Raw genomic sequence first — 15,244 nt, forward strand, 5'->3', positions numbered from 1 at the left:
GCCTGCCTAGCAAGCGCCGTGCCAAGTCTCGGGAATGGGAGATCCAGGGGCTTTCGGGGCGCGTGCGAGGGTGTCGGTGAGGCAGTTCGGTGCCGGTTTGCGGCAAGTTCTGGCCGCGAAACGGGATGTGAAAGGCATATCGCAGGTGTGTCGGGGGAGTTGGCGCGTTTTTTGCTTGGGGCTTTGCGTAAACAGGAGGACGGGGCAGTGGAGTTTTTGTTGATGGGCGCGGCGGCGTTGATGTCGCTTGGGGAACTGGAAGCCAAGGTAGAGGAGTTTGCGGGACGGCCGGCCATGGTCGATCCGCGGCTCGTGCTGCCCGGTTGCGCAGGCCCCGAGCTCGCCTGGAGCGGCGGCGGCACGAGTGTCCGGGTGCGGTGCCCGTCGCCGCCATGGGCGGTCTATGTGGCGGTGCCGGTCGTTGCCGAGGCAGCCGTCGATGGCAGCCTGCCGGCGATTCGGCGCGGCGAGCGCGTCGTGGTCGAAGCCGAGGGAGAAGGCTTTGTGGTCGCCATCGAAGCTGTTGCCGAGGCGGATTCGCGCGGCGCGCGGGTGCCGTTGAAGGCGGTACCGGGCGGGCGCCGGATGCTCGGGGTGGTCGGCGCCGATGGGCGGGTGCGAATTCATGGTTTAAATGCCATGGTCAACAGCCGTTAATCGCAATGTTGACGCTGCGCCGGCCGTTGTCCGGGGCATGATGAACGAGGAGAACGACGTGATCGATTCTGTGGGCAGGAGTGGGTTGCCGAGGCCGATAGCGGCCGCCGGCGGCGCCGGGTCGCGGCGGGTCGAGGCCGAGCTGGCGCCGGTGGCGGTGGCGGGCGGTGCGGGAACGCGCGGCGTCGGGACCCCCGTTGGGCAGGCAGCCGGGCAGGCGGTCGGGCAGGCGCTGGGGCGGATCGTCAAGGATCTGGCCGCATCGCCGCCGGTCGACATGGCGCGGGTCGATGCGTTGCGCAATGCGATTGCGACCGGCGCCTACAAGCCCGACCCAGATGCGATCGCCGGCAAGATGATGGCGCTCGAGACGCTGCCCAGGAAGGCGTGACGATGGCGGGTGCGAGCAGCTTCGTTCGCCTCGTCGAGGCGATTCGCGGCGAGCTGGCGGCGCTGGAAGCCGAGGATGCGATGTTGATCGAGGCGGCGACGGCGGCGAAGCTGGCGGCGTTGCAGGCGGTGCAGGCGGATATCGACGGCGGGATGCCGGCCGATCGCGGGTTGCTGGGTGAAGCGCGGGCGCTCAATGCCGAGGCGGCGCTGCGGGCGCGCGCCAAGATCATCACCACGGAGAAAAGGCTGGCGGCGGTTTCGGTGCTGGCGGGGCGGCCGGCGGCGCTGGTTTATGGGCGGGACGGGCGCTGGGCCTGAAGGGTCAGGTTTTTTCGGGCCAGGATAGGGCCGACGGCGCAGTGGATGCTGAAACGAGTTCAGAATGACGAGTGTTTTTTTATTCAGAGGCCCAGCGCGGTGATGTCGGCGGTGGCGGCGGCGAGGTCTGCGTGGGCGACGATCTGGCGGAAGGCAGCGTCGAGGCGGCGGACCTTGGCGTCGGCGGCGGCTTCCTCGCGGACGTTGACGAGGAAGAAGTCGCTGGCGCCGAGTTGAAAACGGCGGCGTTCGCCGGTGGCCATGGCGGCGGCGCGGTCGGCTTCGTCGGCGGCGAGGCGGTTGAGCCGGGCGCTGCTGGTGGCGGTGATGCCGAGCGCGTCGATATCGGCGAGAATCTGGTCCTCCGCCTGGCGGCGGCGTTGTTCGAAGGCGTCGATTTCGGCGCGGGTCTGCGCCAGTCGGCCGCGCGCCGCGCTGCGTTGCAGGGGCAGGGTGAACGCCAGTCCGACCTTGGTTTCCGTACCGCTGCGCGACGGGCCGCCGAGGCCGACTTCGCCGAAATCGTGCGATGCCTCGACCTTGAGATCGAGGCGGGGCAGGAAAGCGTTGCGATCGAGCGCCAGCCTTTGCCCGGCCTGCTGCATGCGGATGTCGATGCTGCGCAGGTCGGGGCGCTGCAGGACCATGGCGCGGGGCTGCGCCGGCAGCGGCAGCGGTGCCGCGAGATCGGCGGGGAGCCGGCTGGATAGCGGGCGAACCGGCTGGCCGTCCGGTCCGCGCAGGTAGAGCGACAGCGCGGTCGCGGCGATATCGAGCGCCTGTTCGGATTGCACCACCAGGGTTTCACGGCGGAGCAAATTCTGCTCGTTTTCGATCAGCGTGATCCGCGGCCGGGCGCCGGTTTCGACCTGGCGGACAAAGCCCTGCTGGCGGTCCTGCGACAGTTTGAGCAGGTCGCGGTAGATCTGCAGCCTGAGGCCGGCGACGACCCAGTTGTTATAGGCCTGGATGGCGCGTGCCTGGACGCCGATGGCGACCATCAGGCGATCGGCGTCGGCAAGGGCGACATCGGCGTCGGCGGCGATGCGCCCGAAGCGGCGTTCGTCGATCATGCGGTCGCGCATCAGGGCGAACACCGCGCCGGCCTTGAGCTCGCCGAGCTTGTTGGTGAAGCGCTCGTCTTCGTAGATCGGAAATTCGCCGCGCGAGACGCGGTAGCCTCCATAGGCATAGCCGCCGAGGTTGCCGAGTGGCTGGGTGACCCGGGTTTCGACGATGCCGCCGTCGTAATAGCCCGACAGGCGTTGCTCGGCGTCGGCGCTGAACACCGTGTCGAAGGCGGCATCGGCGCTGAGCCGCCGGCCCTCCGCACCGCGGACGCGGGCCAGCGCCTCCAGCACCAGCGGGGCGTTCTGGCGGGCCGAGGAGAGGACTTCGGCGAGGGTAAGGGGGGCGATGAAGGGGGCGACAGTCGTGGCAGGCTGCGCGGTGGCTCCGGCGGGTTGCGCGGTGGCGCCGGCGGATGCGACGAGGACGCCAAGCGCGCCAGCGAACCCGGCCAAGGCCCCGGCCGATCGTCTATTTGGCACTGGGCGGCGGTCCTGCGAGCGTGCCGGTGGTGGTGGTCGTCGTCGCGTCGCCGGGCGGCGGCGTATATTGCAGCGGGAAATTGTTGAGCAGGCGCCAGAGTTCGAACCACACCTTGACGGTGTCCATCAGCACCCAGCCGCGCACGCTGGCGCCCAGCCGGACCGATGGTTCGGTGGGCCATGCCGGCTTGCCGGGGGCCGGTTCGACGAGGATCCGGTAGAGGCCATTCGACGAGGCGGCGATATCGACCGCCACGACGCGGCCATCGAACAGCCCGCGTGCGATCGACGGCCAGCCGGAAAACTGGATCGCCGGCCAGCCTTCGAACTGCAGCCGGACGGGGCGCCCGGCATGGACCAGCGAGACGTCGCGGCCATCGACATAGAGTTCGACGACGCGCTTGGCCTGGTCGGGGACGAAGGTTGCCACCACGGCGCCTTGGGACAGGATGGTGTTGTTGTCGTCGCCCTTGACCCGCATGATGCGGCCGGCGCGCGGCGCGGTGACCAGCTGGTTCGACTGGCGCTGCAGATTGGTATCGATGCGATTGAGCTGGCCTTGCGCGGCGGCGACCTTGGCACGGTAGTCGGTGACCTTGATCTGGGCGAATTCATGTTCGCGGCGCGATGCCAGGCCTTCGCGGTAGAGCGTGCCGGTGCGTTCGACATCGAGCTGTGCCACCCGCGCTGCCTGCCGCGCCGCATCGGCCTCCAGCACGACCTGGGCGCGTTCGGCGGCGAGGCGATCGAGGTAGCGCGGGTCGATATCGACGATGCGCACGATGGGGTCGCCGGCCTTTACCGTGCTGCCGTCGGTGACATACCAGCGGTCGATGCGGCCGGCGACGAGCGCGGTGATATTCTGTTGCCGGTCGAGCGGATCGAGCGCGACGACGGTGCCCGATGCGGCCGCCGTCTGCACCCATGGCACGGTCGTCACGAACGCCGCGACGCCCAGAAGCCCGGCGACCATGAGGATGGCGATGGCGCGGGCGACGCGGGGCGGCTTGAGTGACGCCAGGGTCGGGAAGCGATCGCGCTCGTTACGCATCACGGGGTCCGGACGGGCTGGTGGTCATTGTTGCGGGGTCGCGGGCGGCTTCCTCTCGCACGGCTTCCTCCCGCACGGCATCGGCAAGCGCTTCGCGGCCGCCGGCCTTGCGGAGCCGGTCGAAGCTGTCGCGGTCGGCGACGACTTGCTGCCGGTCGCGGCCGAGCCACAGGAAGCCGGCCAGGGTGATGTCTTCGGGCCGGTTGCTGAAATAGATGATCGTCGTCGCCTTGTCCGTGAAACTGTCGAAGACCGCCTCGAGCCGGGGCCGCGATACCATGTCGTAGAGCGGCGACAGCACGAGAATGCGCGGTTCGGCAAGCATCGCCGCCGCCAGCCGCAGCTGCATGGTCTTGCCGACCGACAAGGGATAGCCGGTGAAGGACAGGACCGTCTGCAGGCCATCGCGCAGCGCGGCGATGCGGTCGTCGAGGCCGACCAGTTTCAGCACGCGGATCATCGCGGCGGGATCGGCGGCGGGATTGGCGAGCTGCAGATATTCGAGAATGCTGATCTCGACCACTGCCGGCCGATCGAGGACCTGGACTTCGCTGCGCAGTTCGAACGTATCGAGGGCGCCGATATCGACGCCGCCGATGGTGATCAGGCCATTGTCGGGCTTGAGGTGGCGCTTGAGCAGGTTGGCGAACACCCGTTCCATGCCGGGCGAGCCCTGGGCAACCAGGTGCGCGGCGTGGGGGATGGCGAAATCGAAGCGTACCGGGCCGCCCTGGTGCGCGAACTGGACATGCGCCATGGCGAGGTCGCTGTCGCGCGGCAGCAGCGGCACAGCGCGCGGCGGCGTCGGTGCCTCTTGCGGGATAGTGTAGAGCAGCGCCAGTTCCTCGACGGCGGCGACGAGATCATAATAGTCGTCGAGGTAGGAGCCGAGCTGCGCGATGCCGTAGAAGACGCTCGAGAGGATGAGTTCGGCGGCGACCAGTTGCCCGATGGAAAGCTGTTCCTGGATAACCAGCCAGCCGCCGAGTGCCAGCAGGCCGGCACTGGCGACGGCGTAGAGCACGGCGAGGGCGATCGTCTGCGGGAAGAAATAGCCGAACTGGCGTTTGTGGGCGGCGACATAATTGGCGGTCACGGCCTCGGAGCGGGCGAGGGCGAAATCGATATGGCTTGCCGATTTGTAGAAGCCGTTCGAGGCGCCGACGCTTTCGAGCCAGTGCGCGGCGGCGTATTTTTCGTGCGACAGCGCGATCGAGGTGCGCATCGCGCCGCGCGACCAGAGCCGCCAGATCACCCACACCAGGATGATGACGATGACGTTGAAGGCCAGAAAAAACGGGTGGTAGAAGGAAGTGACGGTGAAGCCGACCGCCGCCTGGAGCAGGATGGTGAAGCCGCCGATGAGCAGCGACGGCACGACTTTCTGGACGTTGATAAGCTCGAAGAAGCGATTGAACAGGTCGATGCGGCGGCTGTCGGCGAAATAGGGGTTGGCGGCGTTGATCGCTCGCAGGCTGACATCGGCGACGAGCCGCGCCATGAAGCGGCGGCGGAACAGTTCCATGATCCAGGTCCGCAGCGCGCCGAGCAGGCCCGAGACCAGCAGCAGGACGAGCAGCACCGCGGACAGGGTAAATAGCGGTGTCGGCAGCGCGGTGTTGGCGATGCTGTTGATCAGCATCTGGACCGAAATCGGGGTGGCCAGCGACAGCATCGAGATGCCGACGCCATAGACGATCGCCAGCCAGAAGAAGCTGCGATCGGGGCCGATGATGGGGCCGACCCAGCGCATGACGTCGCGCAGGTCGATGCCGCGCTCGCCGTCCCCTGCCATCTGTTCTCCGATCCGTATGGCCATGTCGGCTGGCGGATATAGGGGCCGGGGCGTGATTATCTCAAGGGGCGGGCCGAAAATTATTACGGAATTGTCATATTGATGGTTTGGGATGGTTGGCACGGGGTTTGCATGGCGGCGGGGGGTGCCGGTTGCGGCGCCGGTGGGGGCGATGTGGACAGGATCGAGGGACTGGCTGGGCGGGTGGCGGGCGTGGTTGCGGCTGTTCGTACGGCGGCGGCGCGGACCGGGACCGATTTTTCCTATCTGATGGCGCAGGCGCGGGTTGAATCCGGGCTGAATCCGGCGGCGAAGGCGAGGACGTCTTCGGCTGTGGGGCTTTACCAGTTTACCAATTCTACTTGGCTCGAGACGGTGCGGAAGCATGGGGCGGAGCATGGGTTGGGATGGGCGGCCGAGGCGATATCAAAGGGGGCGGCTGGGGCTGGGTCTGCTGTGCGCGGGGCGATTTTGGAATTGCGGGAGGATGCTGGGGCTGCTGCGCTGATGGCTGGGGAGTTTGCGGCGGATAATGGGGCTGTTTTGCAGGCGCGGTTGGGGCGGGCTGTGGGGGCGGCTGATTTGTATATGGCGCATTTTTTGGGGGTTGGGGGGGCGGTTCGGTTTTTGACGGCATTGGCGGAGACGCCGGGGAGGTCGGCTGCGTCGGTGGTGCCGGGGGCGGCGGGGAGTAATCGCGGGGTATTTTTTGGGCGGGGGGGTGAGGCGAAGTCGGTGGGGGAGGTTTATGCGCGGTTCGAGGGGAAGTTGGAGGTTTCTGCGGGAGAGGAAGGTCCCCTCACCCCGTTCGCTTCGCGAGTCCCCCTCTCCCGCGAGGGGAGAGGGGGCGGAGAAGTACCCCTCACCCCGCTCAACGCAAGGGCGTTGAGTCGCCCTCTCCCGCAGGGGGAGAGGGGAGAACGGGTGCCGCTATCCGGCAATTCTGTGCCGGTTGATCGGGCTCGGTTGGCTTATATGTTGCTGGCGGAGCTGGGCGGTTGATCGGGCGGTTCAGTCCGCGGGCGGCGATGTTGCCGGCGGCGATCCTGATGCTGGTGCTGCTGATGGTGGTGCCGGTGCCGGCGGTGCTGCTCGATCTGTTCTTCATCCTGAATATCGGGATTTCGCTGATCGTGCTGATGGTGGCGATCAATACGCGCAAGCCTTTGGATTTTTCGGCGTTTCCGACGGTGTTGCTGTTTGCGACGTTGCTGCGGCTGTCGCTCAATGTCGCTTCGACGCGGGTCGTGCTGGTGCATGGGCATGAAGGGACAGCGGCGGCGGGGCATGTCATCGAGGCGTTCGGGTCGTTTTTGGTGGGCGGCGATTATGTCGTGGGGATTTTTGTTTTTGCAGTCTTGATGATCATCAATTTGGTGGTGATTACCAAGGGCGCGGGCCGGGTTTCGGAAGTGGCGGCGCGATTTACGCTCGATGCGCTGCCGGGCAAGCAGATGGCGATCGATGCGGATTTGAATGCGGGATTGTTGACGGCGGACGAGGCGCGGAAGCGGCGGTTGGAGGTGACGACCGAGGCGGATTTTCATGGCAGCATGGATGGCGCGTCGAAGTTCGTGAAGGGCGATGCGGTGGCGGGGGTGTTGATCCTGGTGATCAATATCGTCGGTGGGTTGATCCTGGGGACGGTGCAGCACGACCTGGGGCTCGGCGAGGCGGCGAAGGTCTATCTGTTGCTGGCGATCGGCGACGGGTTGGTGGCGCAGGTGCCGGCGCTGTTGCTGTCGATCGCGGCGGCGATGGTGGTGACGCGGGTCGGGTCGGAGCTCGACCTGGCGGGGCAGGTGACGAGCCAGTTTGCGCAGAGTGCGAGCTGGGCGCCGGTGGCGGTGATTTTGGGGCTGCTGGCGCTGGTGCCGGGGATGCCGGTGCTGGCGATCCTGCCGGCGGCGGCGGGGGCGGGATGGATTGCCTGGGCCTTGCGCAAGAAGGCGCCCGAGGTTGGCGCGGCGGTGGTCGACGTGGAGCCGACGACGATTTCCTGGGCGGAAGTGGCTGACACGGCGCCGGCGAGCCTCGATATCGGGTTTGGGTTGGTGCCGCTGGTGGACGAGGCGCGGGGGGCGCCGTTGATGGTGCGGATTACCGGCATCCGGCGGCAATTGTCGAAGCAGCTGGGATTCGTGCTGCCGCCGGTTCGAGTGCGCGACGAGATGGCGCTGGCGCCGTTTGCCTACCGGATTTCGGTGGGCGGGGTGGTCGTCGGCGAGGATCTGGCGTTTCCCGAGGATATGCTGGCGATCGAGGCAGGACCGGTTTCGGCGGTGATCGAGGGGCGGCCGGTGACCGACCCGGCGTTCGGGTTGCCGGCGCGGTGGATCGTTCCCGAGGACGCCGATCTGGCGACGGCGGCGGGGTATACGGTGGTCGACGCGGCTTCGGTCATTGGGACGCATTTGAACCATTTGCTGGGGGTGCATGCGCATCGGCTGCTGGGGCAGGACGAGGTGCAGGCGATGCTCGATACGCTGGCCGAGAGTGCACCGGCGCTGGCTGGGGGGCTGGTGCCCAAGTTGCTGTCGCTGGCTGTGGTGACGGGGGTGATGCAGCGGCTGGTCGAGGAGGGGGTGCCGGTGCGCGATGTGCGCGGGATTGTCTCGGCGCTGGTGGCGGCGGCGGGGCGGTCGCAGGAGGTGGCGGAGCTGGCCGAGATGGTGCGGGCGCCGTTGGGGGCGGCGATCGTGCAGACTTTGGCGGGGCTGCGCGAGCCGGTGGCGGCGATTGCGATCGATCCGGTTCTGGAGGGTTTGCTGGCGCAGGCGGTGCGGGCGGCGCCGGGGTCGGCCTGGCCGTTCGATCCGGAACTGGGGGCGCGGGTGGGGGAGGCGATTTCTTCGGCGGCGCAGGGGTTGTTGAGTGAAGGGCGGCGGTTTGCGGTGGTGACGACGCCGTTGGTGCGGCGGCCTTTGTGGTTGTTGCTGCGGGTGCGGTTGCCGCAACCGGTGGTGGTTTCGTTTTCGGAGATCCCGGATGACCGGGTTGTGGATGTTGTTGCGGTTGTGGGCGGACATGCTTCGGCAGAGTCACCCACCCCCGGCCCCTCCCTTGAAAGGGAGGGGAGCAGAACAGTGGATGTTCCTCAGTTTCATGGAGACGAATGATGGATGCTCGGCTTGGGCTTGATATGGCGTTGTATGCGCCGGCGCGGTTGGCGGCGACCGATCCGGAGCGTCTGGTTTCGTCGCATTTGGCGCTGGTGCGCAAGATCGCCTGGCATGTGCATGCGCGGGTGTCCTCGGCGATCGATATCGAGGATTTGGTGCAGATCGGCATGGTCAGCCTGATCGAGGCGGCGCGGGCGTTCGAGGATCGCGGACATGCGGCGTTTGCGACCTATGCGACGGTGCGGGTGCGCGGCGCGATGATCGATCAGTTGCGCAAAGGTGCGACGCTGGTGCGGTCGGCCATCCGGCGGCGGCGGGAATGGGGGATCGTGCGGTCGGCGCTCGAGGGCGTGCTGGGGCGGGCGGCAAGTGATGCCGAGATGGCCGAGAAGTTGGAGATCACGGTCGAGGTGTTCCGGCAGGGCGTGGCGGCGACCCATGCGGCGCATACCGAGAGCATCGACGATGTCTATTCGGACCATAGCGACTGGTTTGCGCATGATGGCCCCGATGCGTTTGACCAGCTCGAGTCGAAGACGATGCGGACGGCGATTGCCGGGGCGGTTTCGAGATTGCCCGAACGCGAGGCGATGGTGCTGCAGCTGTATTTTGTCGAGGAACTGAACCTGGAGGAGATCGGCAAAGTGCTCGGGGTGGGGGCGGCGCGGGTGTGCCAGATCAAGAAGGCGGCGCTGGGCAAGATGCGCGGGCAGTTGAAGGGCTGGGACGCGGATTAGGGTTGCGGGCGGGGTGTTGGGCGGTATCTGGGGCGATTAGTCTCGAGGATATTGCCATGACGGATGTTTTGCGGCCGCGGCGATCGGTGCTTTATTTGCCGGCGAACCGCGAGAGTGCGGTGGCGAAGGCGCGGACGCTGGCGGTGGATTGCGTGATCCTCGACCTGGAGGATGCGGTGCAGCCGGCCGCCAAGGATGCGGCGCGGGAGGCGGCGGCGGCTGCCATGCAGGCAGGGGGCTGGGGCGGGCGCGAGATGTTGCTGCGCGCCAATGGGCTGGGGACGGCTTGGGCCGCGGCTGACCTGGCGATGGCGAAGGCGGCGGGGTTCGGGGCTGTCGTGGTGCCGAAAGTGGATAGTGTCGATGAAGCGGCGCGGGCTGTCGAGATGGCGGGCGGACTGCCGGTCTGGGCGATGATCGAGACGCCGCGCGGGGTACTCGATGCGCCGGCGATTGCGCGGGTGCCGGGGGTGGTGGCGCTGCTGGCCGGGATGGCGGATTTGGCGAAGGATTTGCGGGCGCGGCCGGATGGGGCGCGGACGCCGCTATTGTATAGCCTGTCGGCGATTGTCGTCGCGGCGCGGGCGGCGGGGGTGATGTGCTTCGATGGCGTGTTCACGGATGTCGGGGACGCGGCGGGTTTCGAGGCGGAGGCGCGGCAGAGCGTCATGCTGGGATTCGATGGGAAGACGTTGATTCATCCTTCGCAGGTGGCGGCCTGTAATTTGGTGTTTTCGCCGAGTGCGGAAGACGTGGTTGAGGCTGAGGGGTTGATTGCGGCCTATGAGGCCGGGTTGGCGAGTGGGGTGGGGGTTACGACATTTCGAGGGAAGATGGTCGAGGTGCTGCATGTTGAGGAGGCGCGGCGGGTTTTGGGGTTGGCGCGGTAGAAAACCCCTCTCCCGGCTCGCGAAGGCGCGAGTCCGACCTCTCCCTCAAGGGGAGAGGTAAGTACACCCTCACCCGGGCCGCAAAGGCGCGTCTCTCGCCTCTCCCGTCGAGGGAGAGGGGGTAGCAGACGCGGCTGTGCCGCAGGCGTGGCAGAAGGGGGAGAAGGCGTTTTTGCGGGCGGTGCAGGTGTGGCAATGGTCGAAGAGGCCGATGCCGCAGTGGGGGCAGAAGTCGATTATGGGGTCCTTGAGATTTACCGGGCGTTCGCAGCCGGGGCAGACACCCTTGTCGAGGCGGACGAGGGCGGCGTCGTAGCTGAGGATTTCGCGGCGGGCTTGCGCGGGCTGGGCCTCGGCGAGTCTCTGGTCGGCGAGGTATTTGTTGAGCGCGAGGATGGCGTAGCGGCCGACGAGGATGGTGACGATGATGCCGACGGTGAAGCGGACATAGCCGCCGTAGCTGGGCAGGTAGGGCACTAGTTCGACGAAGAAGGCGAACAGCGCGAAGATGATGAAGCCCCAGACGAAGGGCCAGTATTTCGACTTGCGTTGGCGGGCGAAGAGATAGCCGGCGACGGCGAGCAGCGGCAGGGTCAGCATCAGGCGATAGCCGAAGACGCGGAGTTCCGAAGCGCGGAGTTCGTCGGCGTAAAGGACGTCGGCGGCCTGTTCGTAGGGGAGGATGGCGGTGTTGGCGCGGTCTTCGGCCTGGCGGGCGTCGAGCATGACCTGGCGCTCGGCTTCGGCCGCGATGCGCGCCTTGTCCTCGGCGGCCTTGAGCGCGTCGAGCGCGGCGGTGCGGCTGACGAGTTCGGCGTCCTGGCCTGGCAATTCGGTGGCGGTGCGGGTGGCGACCCAATTCTGGAAGGTCTCGCGGCCCGAAATATAGGCCTCCGACGCGGCTTGCAGGCGGAGTTCGGCCTGTTCGAGCGGGGGCCGGGCCTTTTCGGCGCGGGCGACGGCGGCGTCGCGCGCGCGGCGCAGCGGGGCGACGGCCTTTTGGTTGATGAAGAGTTCGCGGCTGGAGCTGGCCTCGACCTGGGGAAGGTCGCCGACGATGACGTTGCCGAGGCCGATCAGGAAGCCGGCGAAGACGATGGCGATAAGCCACAGCCCGCGGTTGAACCATTTTTCGGAAAGCCGAAGGGATTTGCTCATCCGGGGATTGTTTCGGCCCCCGAAGATTTTGTCCAGTCGCGATACCAGTCGACGAAGGCGGGGATGCCGACGGCCATCGGCGTGGCGGGGTCGTACCCAAGGTTTCCGCGGGCGGGGGCGATATCGGCCCAGGTCGCGGTGACATCGCCGGGCTGCATCGGCTGCGGGTCGATGATCGGGGCAATGCCGCACGCGTTGCCGATCAGCGCGACGAATTCGCCCAGTGGCTGCGGTTGGTCGTTGCCGAGGTTGTAGATGGCGTGCGGACTGTGCGAGCCGCCGGGCTTCGCGGTGTTGTCGTCGGCGGGCGGGGCGTCGAGTGCGGCGAGGACGCCGGCGACGATGTCGGCGATATAGGTGAAGTCGCGGCTCATGGCGCCGCCGTTGTAGAGCGGCAGTGGCGTGCCGGCGAGAATGCGCTCGGTGAAGCGCCAGAGCGCCATGTCGGGGCGGCCCCAGGGGCCATAGACGGTGAAGAAGCGCAGCCCTGTCACGGGGGTGCGGTAGAGATGGGCGTAGCTTTCGGCCATCAGCTCGTTCGATTTCTTGGTGGCGGCGTAGAAGGAGACCGGCCGGTCGGCGCGCGCCTCGGCGTCGAGCGGGAGGACGGCGGCGTCGCCATAGACCGACGACGACGAGGCATAGACGAGGTGGCGAACGCCGGCGCGGCGCGCCAGTTCGAGGATCTCGAGCTGGCCGATGAGGTTGCTATGGGCGTAGGCGCGCGGGTTCTCGATCGAGTAGCGAACGCCGGCCTGGGCGCCGAGATGGACGATGCGGTCGAAGCTGGTGTTGCCGATGGCGTTGGCGAGTGCGGCGGTATCGGCGAAGTCGGCGTGGGCGAAGCGGAATTGGGGATGGTCGCCGATCAGCTGCGCGAGGCGGTCGCGCTTCAGTTGTACGGGATAATAGTCGTTGAGACTGTCGATGCCGAGGACCGAATCGCCGCGGTCGAGCAACGCCCTGACAACATGCGCGCCGATGAAGCCCGCGGCGCCGGTAACGATGACGGTCATGTGCTGGGTTCCGTTGCGTGTCGACAGGAATGATGAGGGAGCGTTGGCACTTAGTCTTGCTTTGGAAATCGCTTCGCGGCTAGGGGAAAGGGGGAGTAATCAAGAAGCCCCTGGGCGGTTGCACAGGAAATAGGACGGCAGGTTGTCTATGATGACGCAGGGGGAGGCGGCATCCGCGTTTGGACTGGCGCTTGGCGGGGCAGGCCCCGCCTATGGACCGGCGCTTGTCGCGGCGGCTTTTGCCTATGGCCTGGTGCTTGCGTTCGTGGTCGGGCGCCATGCGCGGGTGATCGGGACCTGGCTGCAACTGCTCGATTACCCCGATCTCGACGGCGGCCGCAAACAGCATGGCAAGGTGACGCCGCTGGTCGGCGGGTTGGCGGTGGCCGGCGCCGCGGTGGGCGGCGCCTTGATGGCGGCGCAGTTCGTGCCGGCTGTGTCGCCGGCGCTGCATCTTTACTGGCTGGCCGGCGTGGTCGGCGCGATGTTCGTCATCGGCGTGGTCGACGACATGTTCCATCTGTCACCGGTGCTGCGGCTGGGCGCGGCGCTGACGGTGCTGGTGCTGGCGGTCAGCAATGCGCCCGATTTCAGCCTGGCGTTCGTGCGGTTTTCGGGACAGCCGCAACTGTGGCTGCTGGGTATCTGGGGCGATGCATTCACGCTGCTGTGCCTGCTCGGGCTGCTCAATGCCGTCAACATGGCCGATGGCAAGAATGGCATCGTCATCGGCATGGGTCTGATCTGGACAATCGTGCTGATGGTGCATGTGCCGGCGTCGATGCTGCCGGTGCTGGCTTCCGTCGGGGCGGCATTGCTGGTGATGGGGGCGTACAACATGGCCGGCAAGCTGTTCCTGGGGGATGGCGGCAGCTATGCGATTTCGGCGCTGTTCGGGTTGCTGGCGATCTATGCCCATAATCATGATTTCGAGACGATGCGCGCCGACGACGTGGCGGTGATGTTCGCGATCCCGGTGTTCGACACGATCCGGTTGATGGCGGTGCGGATCGCGCGCCGGCGATCGCCGTTCGAGGGCGATCGGGACCATTTGCATCATCATCTGCATGCGCGGATCGGTTGGCCGACGGGGCTGGGGATCTATATGGCAATGGTCGGCCTGCCCAATTTGGGCGCGCTGGTCTGGCCGGGCAGCGGGCTGGTGTGGCTGGCGGTGTCGTTTGTTGCCTATGTGGGAGTGCTCAAGGGCACGCGCTTTGCCAGCGAAGTGGCGGGGCGACCGGCCGAATAGGTGCGGTCCGACGCAGCAATGCGCTTTTTGTATTGCCGAGCGGGTGCCACCGGCCTAGGTGCGGCGACCTGTCGTTGGGGCGTCGCCAAGTGGTAAGGCACCGGCTTTTGATGCCGGCATTCGCAGGTTCGAATCCTGCCGCCCCAGCCAGTTTCAGCTAACCTATTGATTTTGCTGTACTCACCCAGACTGCTGGGGATTGTTGTGCCACTTCATTGTGCCACAACTTTCCGGCGGATGCCGAGGCCGCAATGCGTAAATCACTTCAGGTCTATCGTCGCGGCGCCACATACTGGTGGCGGCAAATCTTGCCCGTCGAAAAGAAAAAAATCGAGATTCGGTTTTCGTTACAGACACTTGATCATACAACAGCCAAGCGGAGAGCCGCGGCAATGATCACGGCGACTGATGCCGTGAAGGATATGATGGAGTTTGTGATGCGCCCCCTCGACGCTCGGCCCACCGAGAAGGAACTCAAGGCCATGGCGAAAGAGGCCTACCAGATTCAGCTTGCCCGGACGATGGAACGTCAGCGCGAAAACCCGGAGCAGCGGGACATGCACCGTCGGTTCAACCGTGCCTACGGCGATTTCTATCAGTTCCTTGAGGACACAGGTGGCAAAAGGCCGATCGCTCGGACCGATATCGATCGATTGGAGGCCGAGGGATGGTCTGTCGAACGGCTGGAGTCTCTCGCGCTGGTATCGCACCAGCACTTCTCGGAGCAGAAGTCGATTTCGGTCCGCACGATTGACAGTCTTCTCGAGGAACACGGCTTTCAACCGCAGCCCGGGCTCCGCAGGATCGTCGAACGGGCGCTCTATCCCGCCTACAAGAAGGCGTGTGAAGTGGCAGATGCTTACTGGGAGCCACCCGTCATCCCGGTCACCAAGCTTGAAACCGTTGCCGCCCCGCTGCAGGTAGCGCCTGACGTCCCAGAAAGGTGGCGGGGCAGGAGCGTGCGGGACGCGATGCGCGTCTTTTTCGAAGAGGCAAAGTCTGGAAAGACTTTTGATGCCAAACGCCGGCACCAGGCGCTCGACTCTGCTTGGCTGCTGGACGAGTGCAGCGGGGGCAAACCGGTATATGAAGTTACCAACGAACACCTCAAGGCATTACGTAAGCATCCGGTCAGAACCGCATGGGGCGGCGCCGTTCAGGCTTTTCGGCGGCTCCATCGACGTCCGAGGGCTTCGAGGACTTGATCGATAGCGGCGGTATCGATGAGGTTCGGGTCGAACGGCTTTCCGATCCAGCGGTGGACGTCTTCGTGCTGCTCATGGGTTGGGTCGTTGGCGGCTTCGA

General features: G+C 66.4%; 14 protein-coding genes and 1 tRNA gene. 10 read left to right on the forward strand and 5 right to left on the reverse strand.

The window, feature by feature from the left end; translation table 11 throughout:
- The first annotated feature begins 207 nt into the window (after positions 1 to 207).
- Genes IEW98_RS02885 through IEW98_RS02895 form a run of 3 tightly spaced genes read left to right on the forward strand, consistent with a single transcriptional unit; the run spans position 208 to position 1,368 of the window.
- Positions 208 to 657, forward strand: a complete 450-nt coding sequence (locus tag IEW98_RS02885; protein ID WP_188761393.1) for a hypothetical protein — start codon at positions 208 to 210, stop codon at positions 655 to 657.
- Positions 658 to 715: 58 nt separating this feature from the next.
- Positions 716 to 1,048 (forward strand): flagellar biosynthesis anti-sigma factor FlgM, encoded by a 333-nt coding sequence (flgM, locus tag IEW98_RS02890; protein WP_188761394.1) that lies wholly within the window; start codon positions 716 to 718, stop codon positions 1,046 to 1,048.
- A gap of 2 nt (positions 1,049 to 1,050) precedes the next feature.
- Positions 1,051 to 1,368: a hypothetical protein gene (locus IEW98_RS02895; protein WP_188761395.1), complete on the forward strand. Its 318-nt coding sequence runs from the start codon at positions 1,051 to 1,053 to the stop codon at positions 1,366 to 1,368.
- Positions 1,369 to 1,451: 83 nt separating this feature from the next.
- On the opposite strand, the gene IEW98_RS02900 is transcribed toward IEW98_RS02895, so the two are convergent.
- Genes IEW98_RS02900 through IEW98_RS02910 form a run of 3 tightly spaced genes read right to left on the reverse strand, consistent with a single transcriptional unit; the run spans position 1,452 to position 5,764 of the window.
- Positions 1,452 to 2,891, reverse strand: coding sequence for a TolC family protein (locus IEW98_RS02900; protein ID WP_188761396.1), 1,440 nt, complete (start codon positions 2,889 to 2,891; stop codon positions 1,452 to 1,454).
- A gap of 16 nt (positions 2,892 to 2,907) precedes the next feature.
- Complete coding sequence (locus IEW98_RS02905; RefSeq protein ID WP_188761397.1) at positions 2,908 to 3,969, reverse strand: efflux RND transporter periplasmic adaptor subunit; 1,062 nt, start codon at positions 3,967 to 3,969, stop codon at positions 2,908 to 2,910.
- A complete protein-coding gene (locus IEW98_RS02910) occupies positions 3,962 to 5,764 on the reverse strand; it encodes an ATP-binding cassette domain-containing protein (RefSeq protein ID WP_207792483.1) in 1,803 nt (600 codons plus the stop codon). Before IEW98_RS02910 ends, IEW98_RS02905 begins: the two co-directional genes overlap by 8 nt.
- 132 nt (positions 5,765 to 5,896) lie before the next feature.
- On the opposite strand from IEW98_RS02910, the gene IEW98_RS16880 reads away from it, so the two are divergent.
- From IEW98_RS16880 to IEW98_RS02930, 4 genes are read left to right on the forward strand one after another with little or no spacing between them, the layout of a single operon-like run.
- A complete protein-coding gene (locus IEW98_RS16880) occupies positions 5,897 to 6,766 on the forward strand; it encodes a transglycosylase SLT domain-containing protein (protein ID WP_371870728.1) in 870 nt (289 codons plus the stop codon).
- Between the two features lie 26 nt (positions 6,767 to 6,792).
- Positions 6,793 to 8,883, forward strand: a complete 2,091-nt coding sequence (flhA, locus tag IEW98_RS02920) for a flagellar biosynthesis protein FlhA (protein WP_188761458.1) — start codon at positions 6,793 to 6,795, stop codon at positions 8,881 to 8,883.
- A complete protein-coding gene (locus IEW98_RS02925) occupies positions 8,883 to 9,623 on the forward strand; it encodes a sigma-70 family RNA polymerase sigma factor (RefSeq protein ID WP_188761459.1) in 741 nt (246 codons plus the stop codon). The genes flhA and IEW98_RS02925 overlap by 1 nt, the downstream gene beginning before the upstream one ends.
- A 56-nt stretch (positions 9,624 to 9,679) precedes the next feature.
- Complete coding sequence (locus IEW98_RS02930; RefSeq protein ID WP_188761400.1) at positions 9,680 to 10,513, forward strand: HpcH/HpaI aldolase/citrate lyase family protein; 834 nt, start codon at positions 9,680 to 9,682, stop codon at positions 10,511 to 10,513.
- Positions 10,514 to 10,582: 69 nt separating this feature from the next.
- Here IEW98_RS02930 and IEW98_RS02935 read toward each other — a convergent pair whose 3' ends face one another.
- Together IEW98_RS02935 and IEW98_RS02940 are read right to left on the reverse strand one after the other, a co-directional pair.
- Positions 10,583 to 11,671: a zinc ribbon domain-containing protein gene (locus tag IEW98_RS02935; protein WP_188761401.1), complete on the reverse strand. Its 1,089-nt coding sequence runs from the start codon at positions 11,669 to 11,671 to the stop codon at positions 10,583 to 10,585.
- A complete protein-coding gene (locus IEW98_RS02940) occupies positions 11,668 to 12,687 on the reverse strand; it encodes an NAD-dependent epimerase/dehydratase family protein (protein WP_188761402.1) in 1,020 nt (339 codons plus the stop codon). Before IEW98_RS02940 ends, IEW98_RS02935 begins: the two co-directional genes overlap by 4 nt.
- Before the next feature lie 148 nt (positions 12,688 to 12,835).
- Between IEW98_RS02940 and IEW98_RS02945 the strand changes: the two genes are divergently transcribed.
- From IEW98_RS02945 to IEW98_RS02955, 3 genes are all read left to right on the forward strand, one after another.
- Positions 12,836 to 13,939 carry an MraY family glycosyltransferase gene (locus tag IEW98_RS02945; protein ID WP_188761403.1) on the forward strand — a complete coding sequence of 368 codons (1,104 nt, stop codon included), beginning with the start codon at positions 12,836 to 12,838 and terminating at the stop codon, positions 13,937 to 13,939.
- Positions 13,940 to 14,014: 75 nt separating this feature from the next.
- A tRNA-Gln gene (locus IEW98_RS02950) sits at positions 14,015 to 14,089 on the forward strand.
- A 101-nt stretch (positions 14,090 to 14,190) separates the two neighbouring features.
- Positions 14,191 to 15,144 carry a DUF6538 domain-containing protein gene (locus IEW98_RS02955; protein ID WP_188761404.1) on the forward strand — a complete coding sequence of 318 codons (954 nt, stop codon included), beginning with the start codon at positions 14,191 to 14,193 and terminating at the stop codon, positions 15,142 to 15,144.
- Positions 15,145 to 15,244: the final 100 nt, after the last annotated feature.

The organism is Sandarakinorhabdus glacialis, from assembly GCF_014643455.1.
Classification (GTDB): Bacteria; Pseudomonadota; Alphaproteobacteria; order Sphingomonadales; family Sphingomonadaceae; genus Sandarakinorhabdus; species Sandarakinorhabdus glacialis.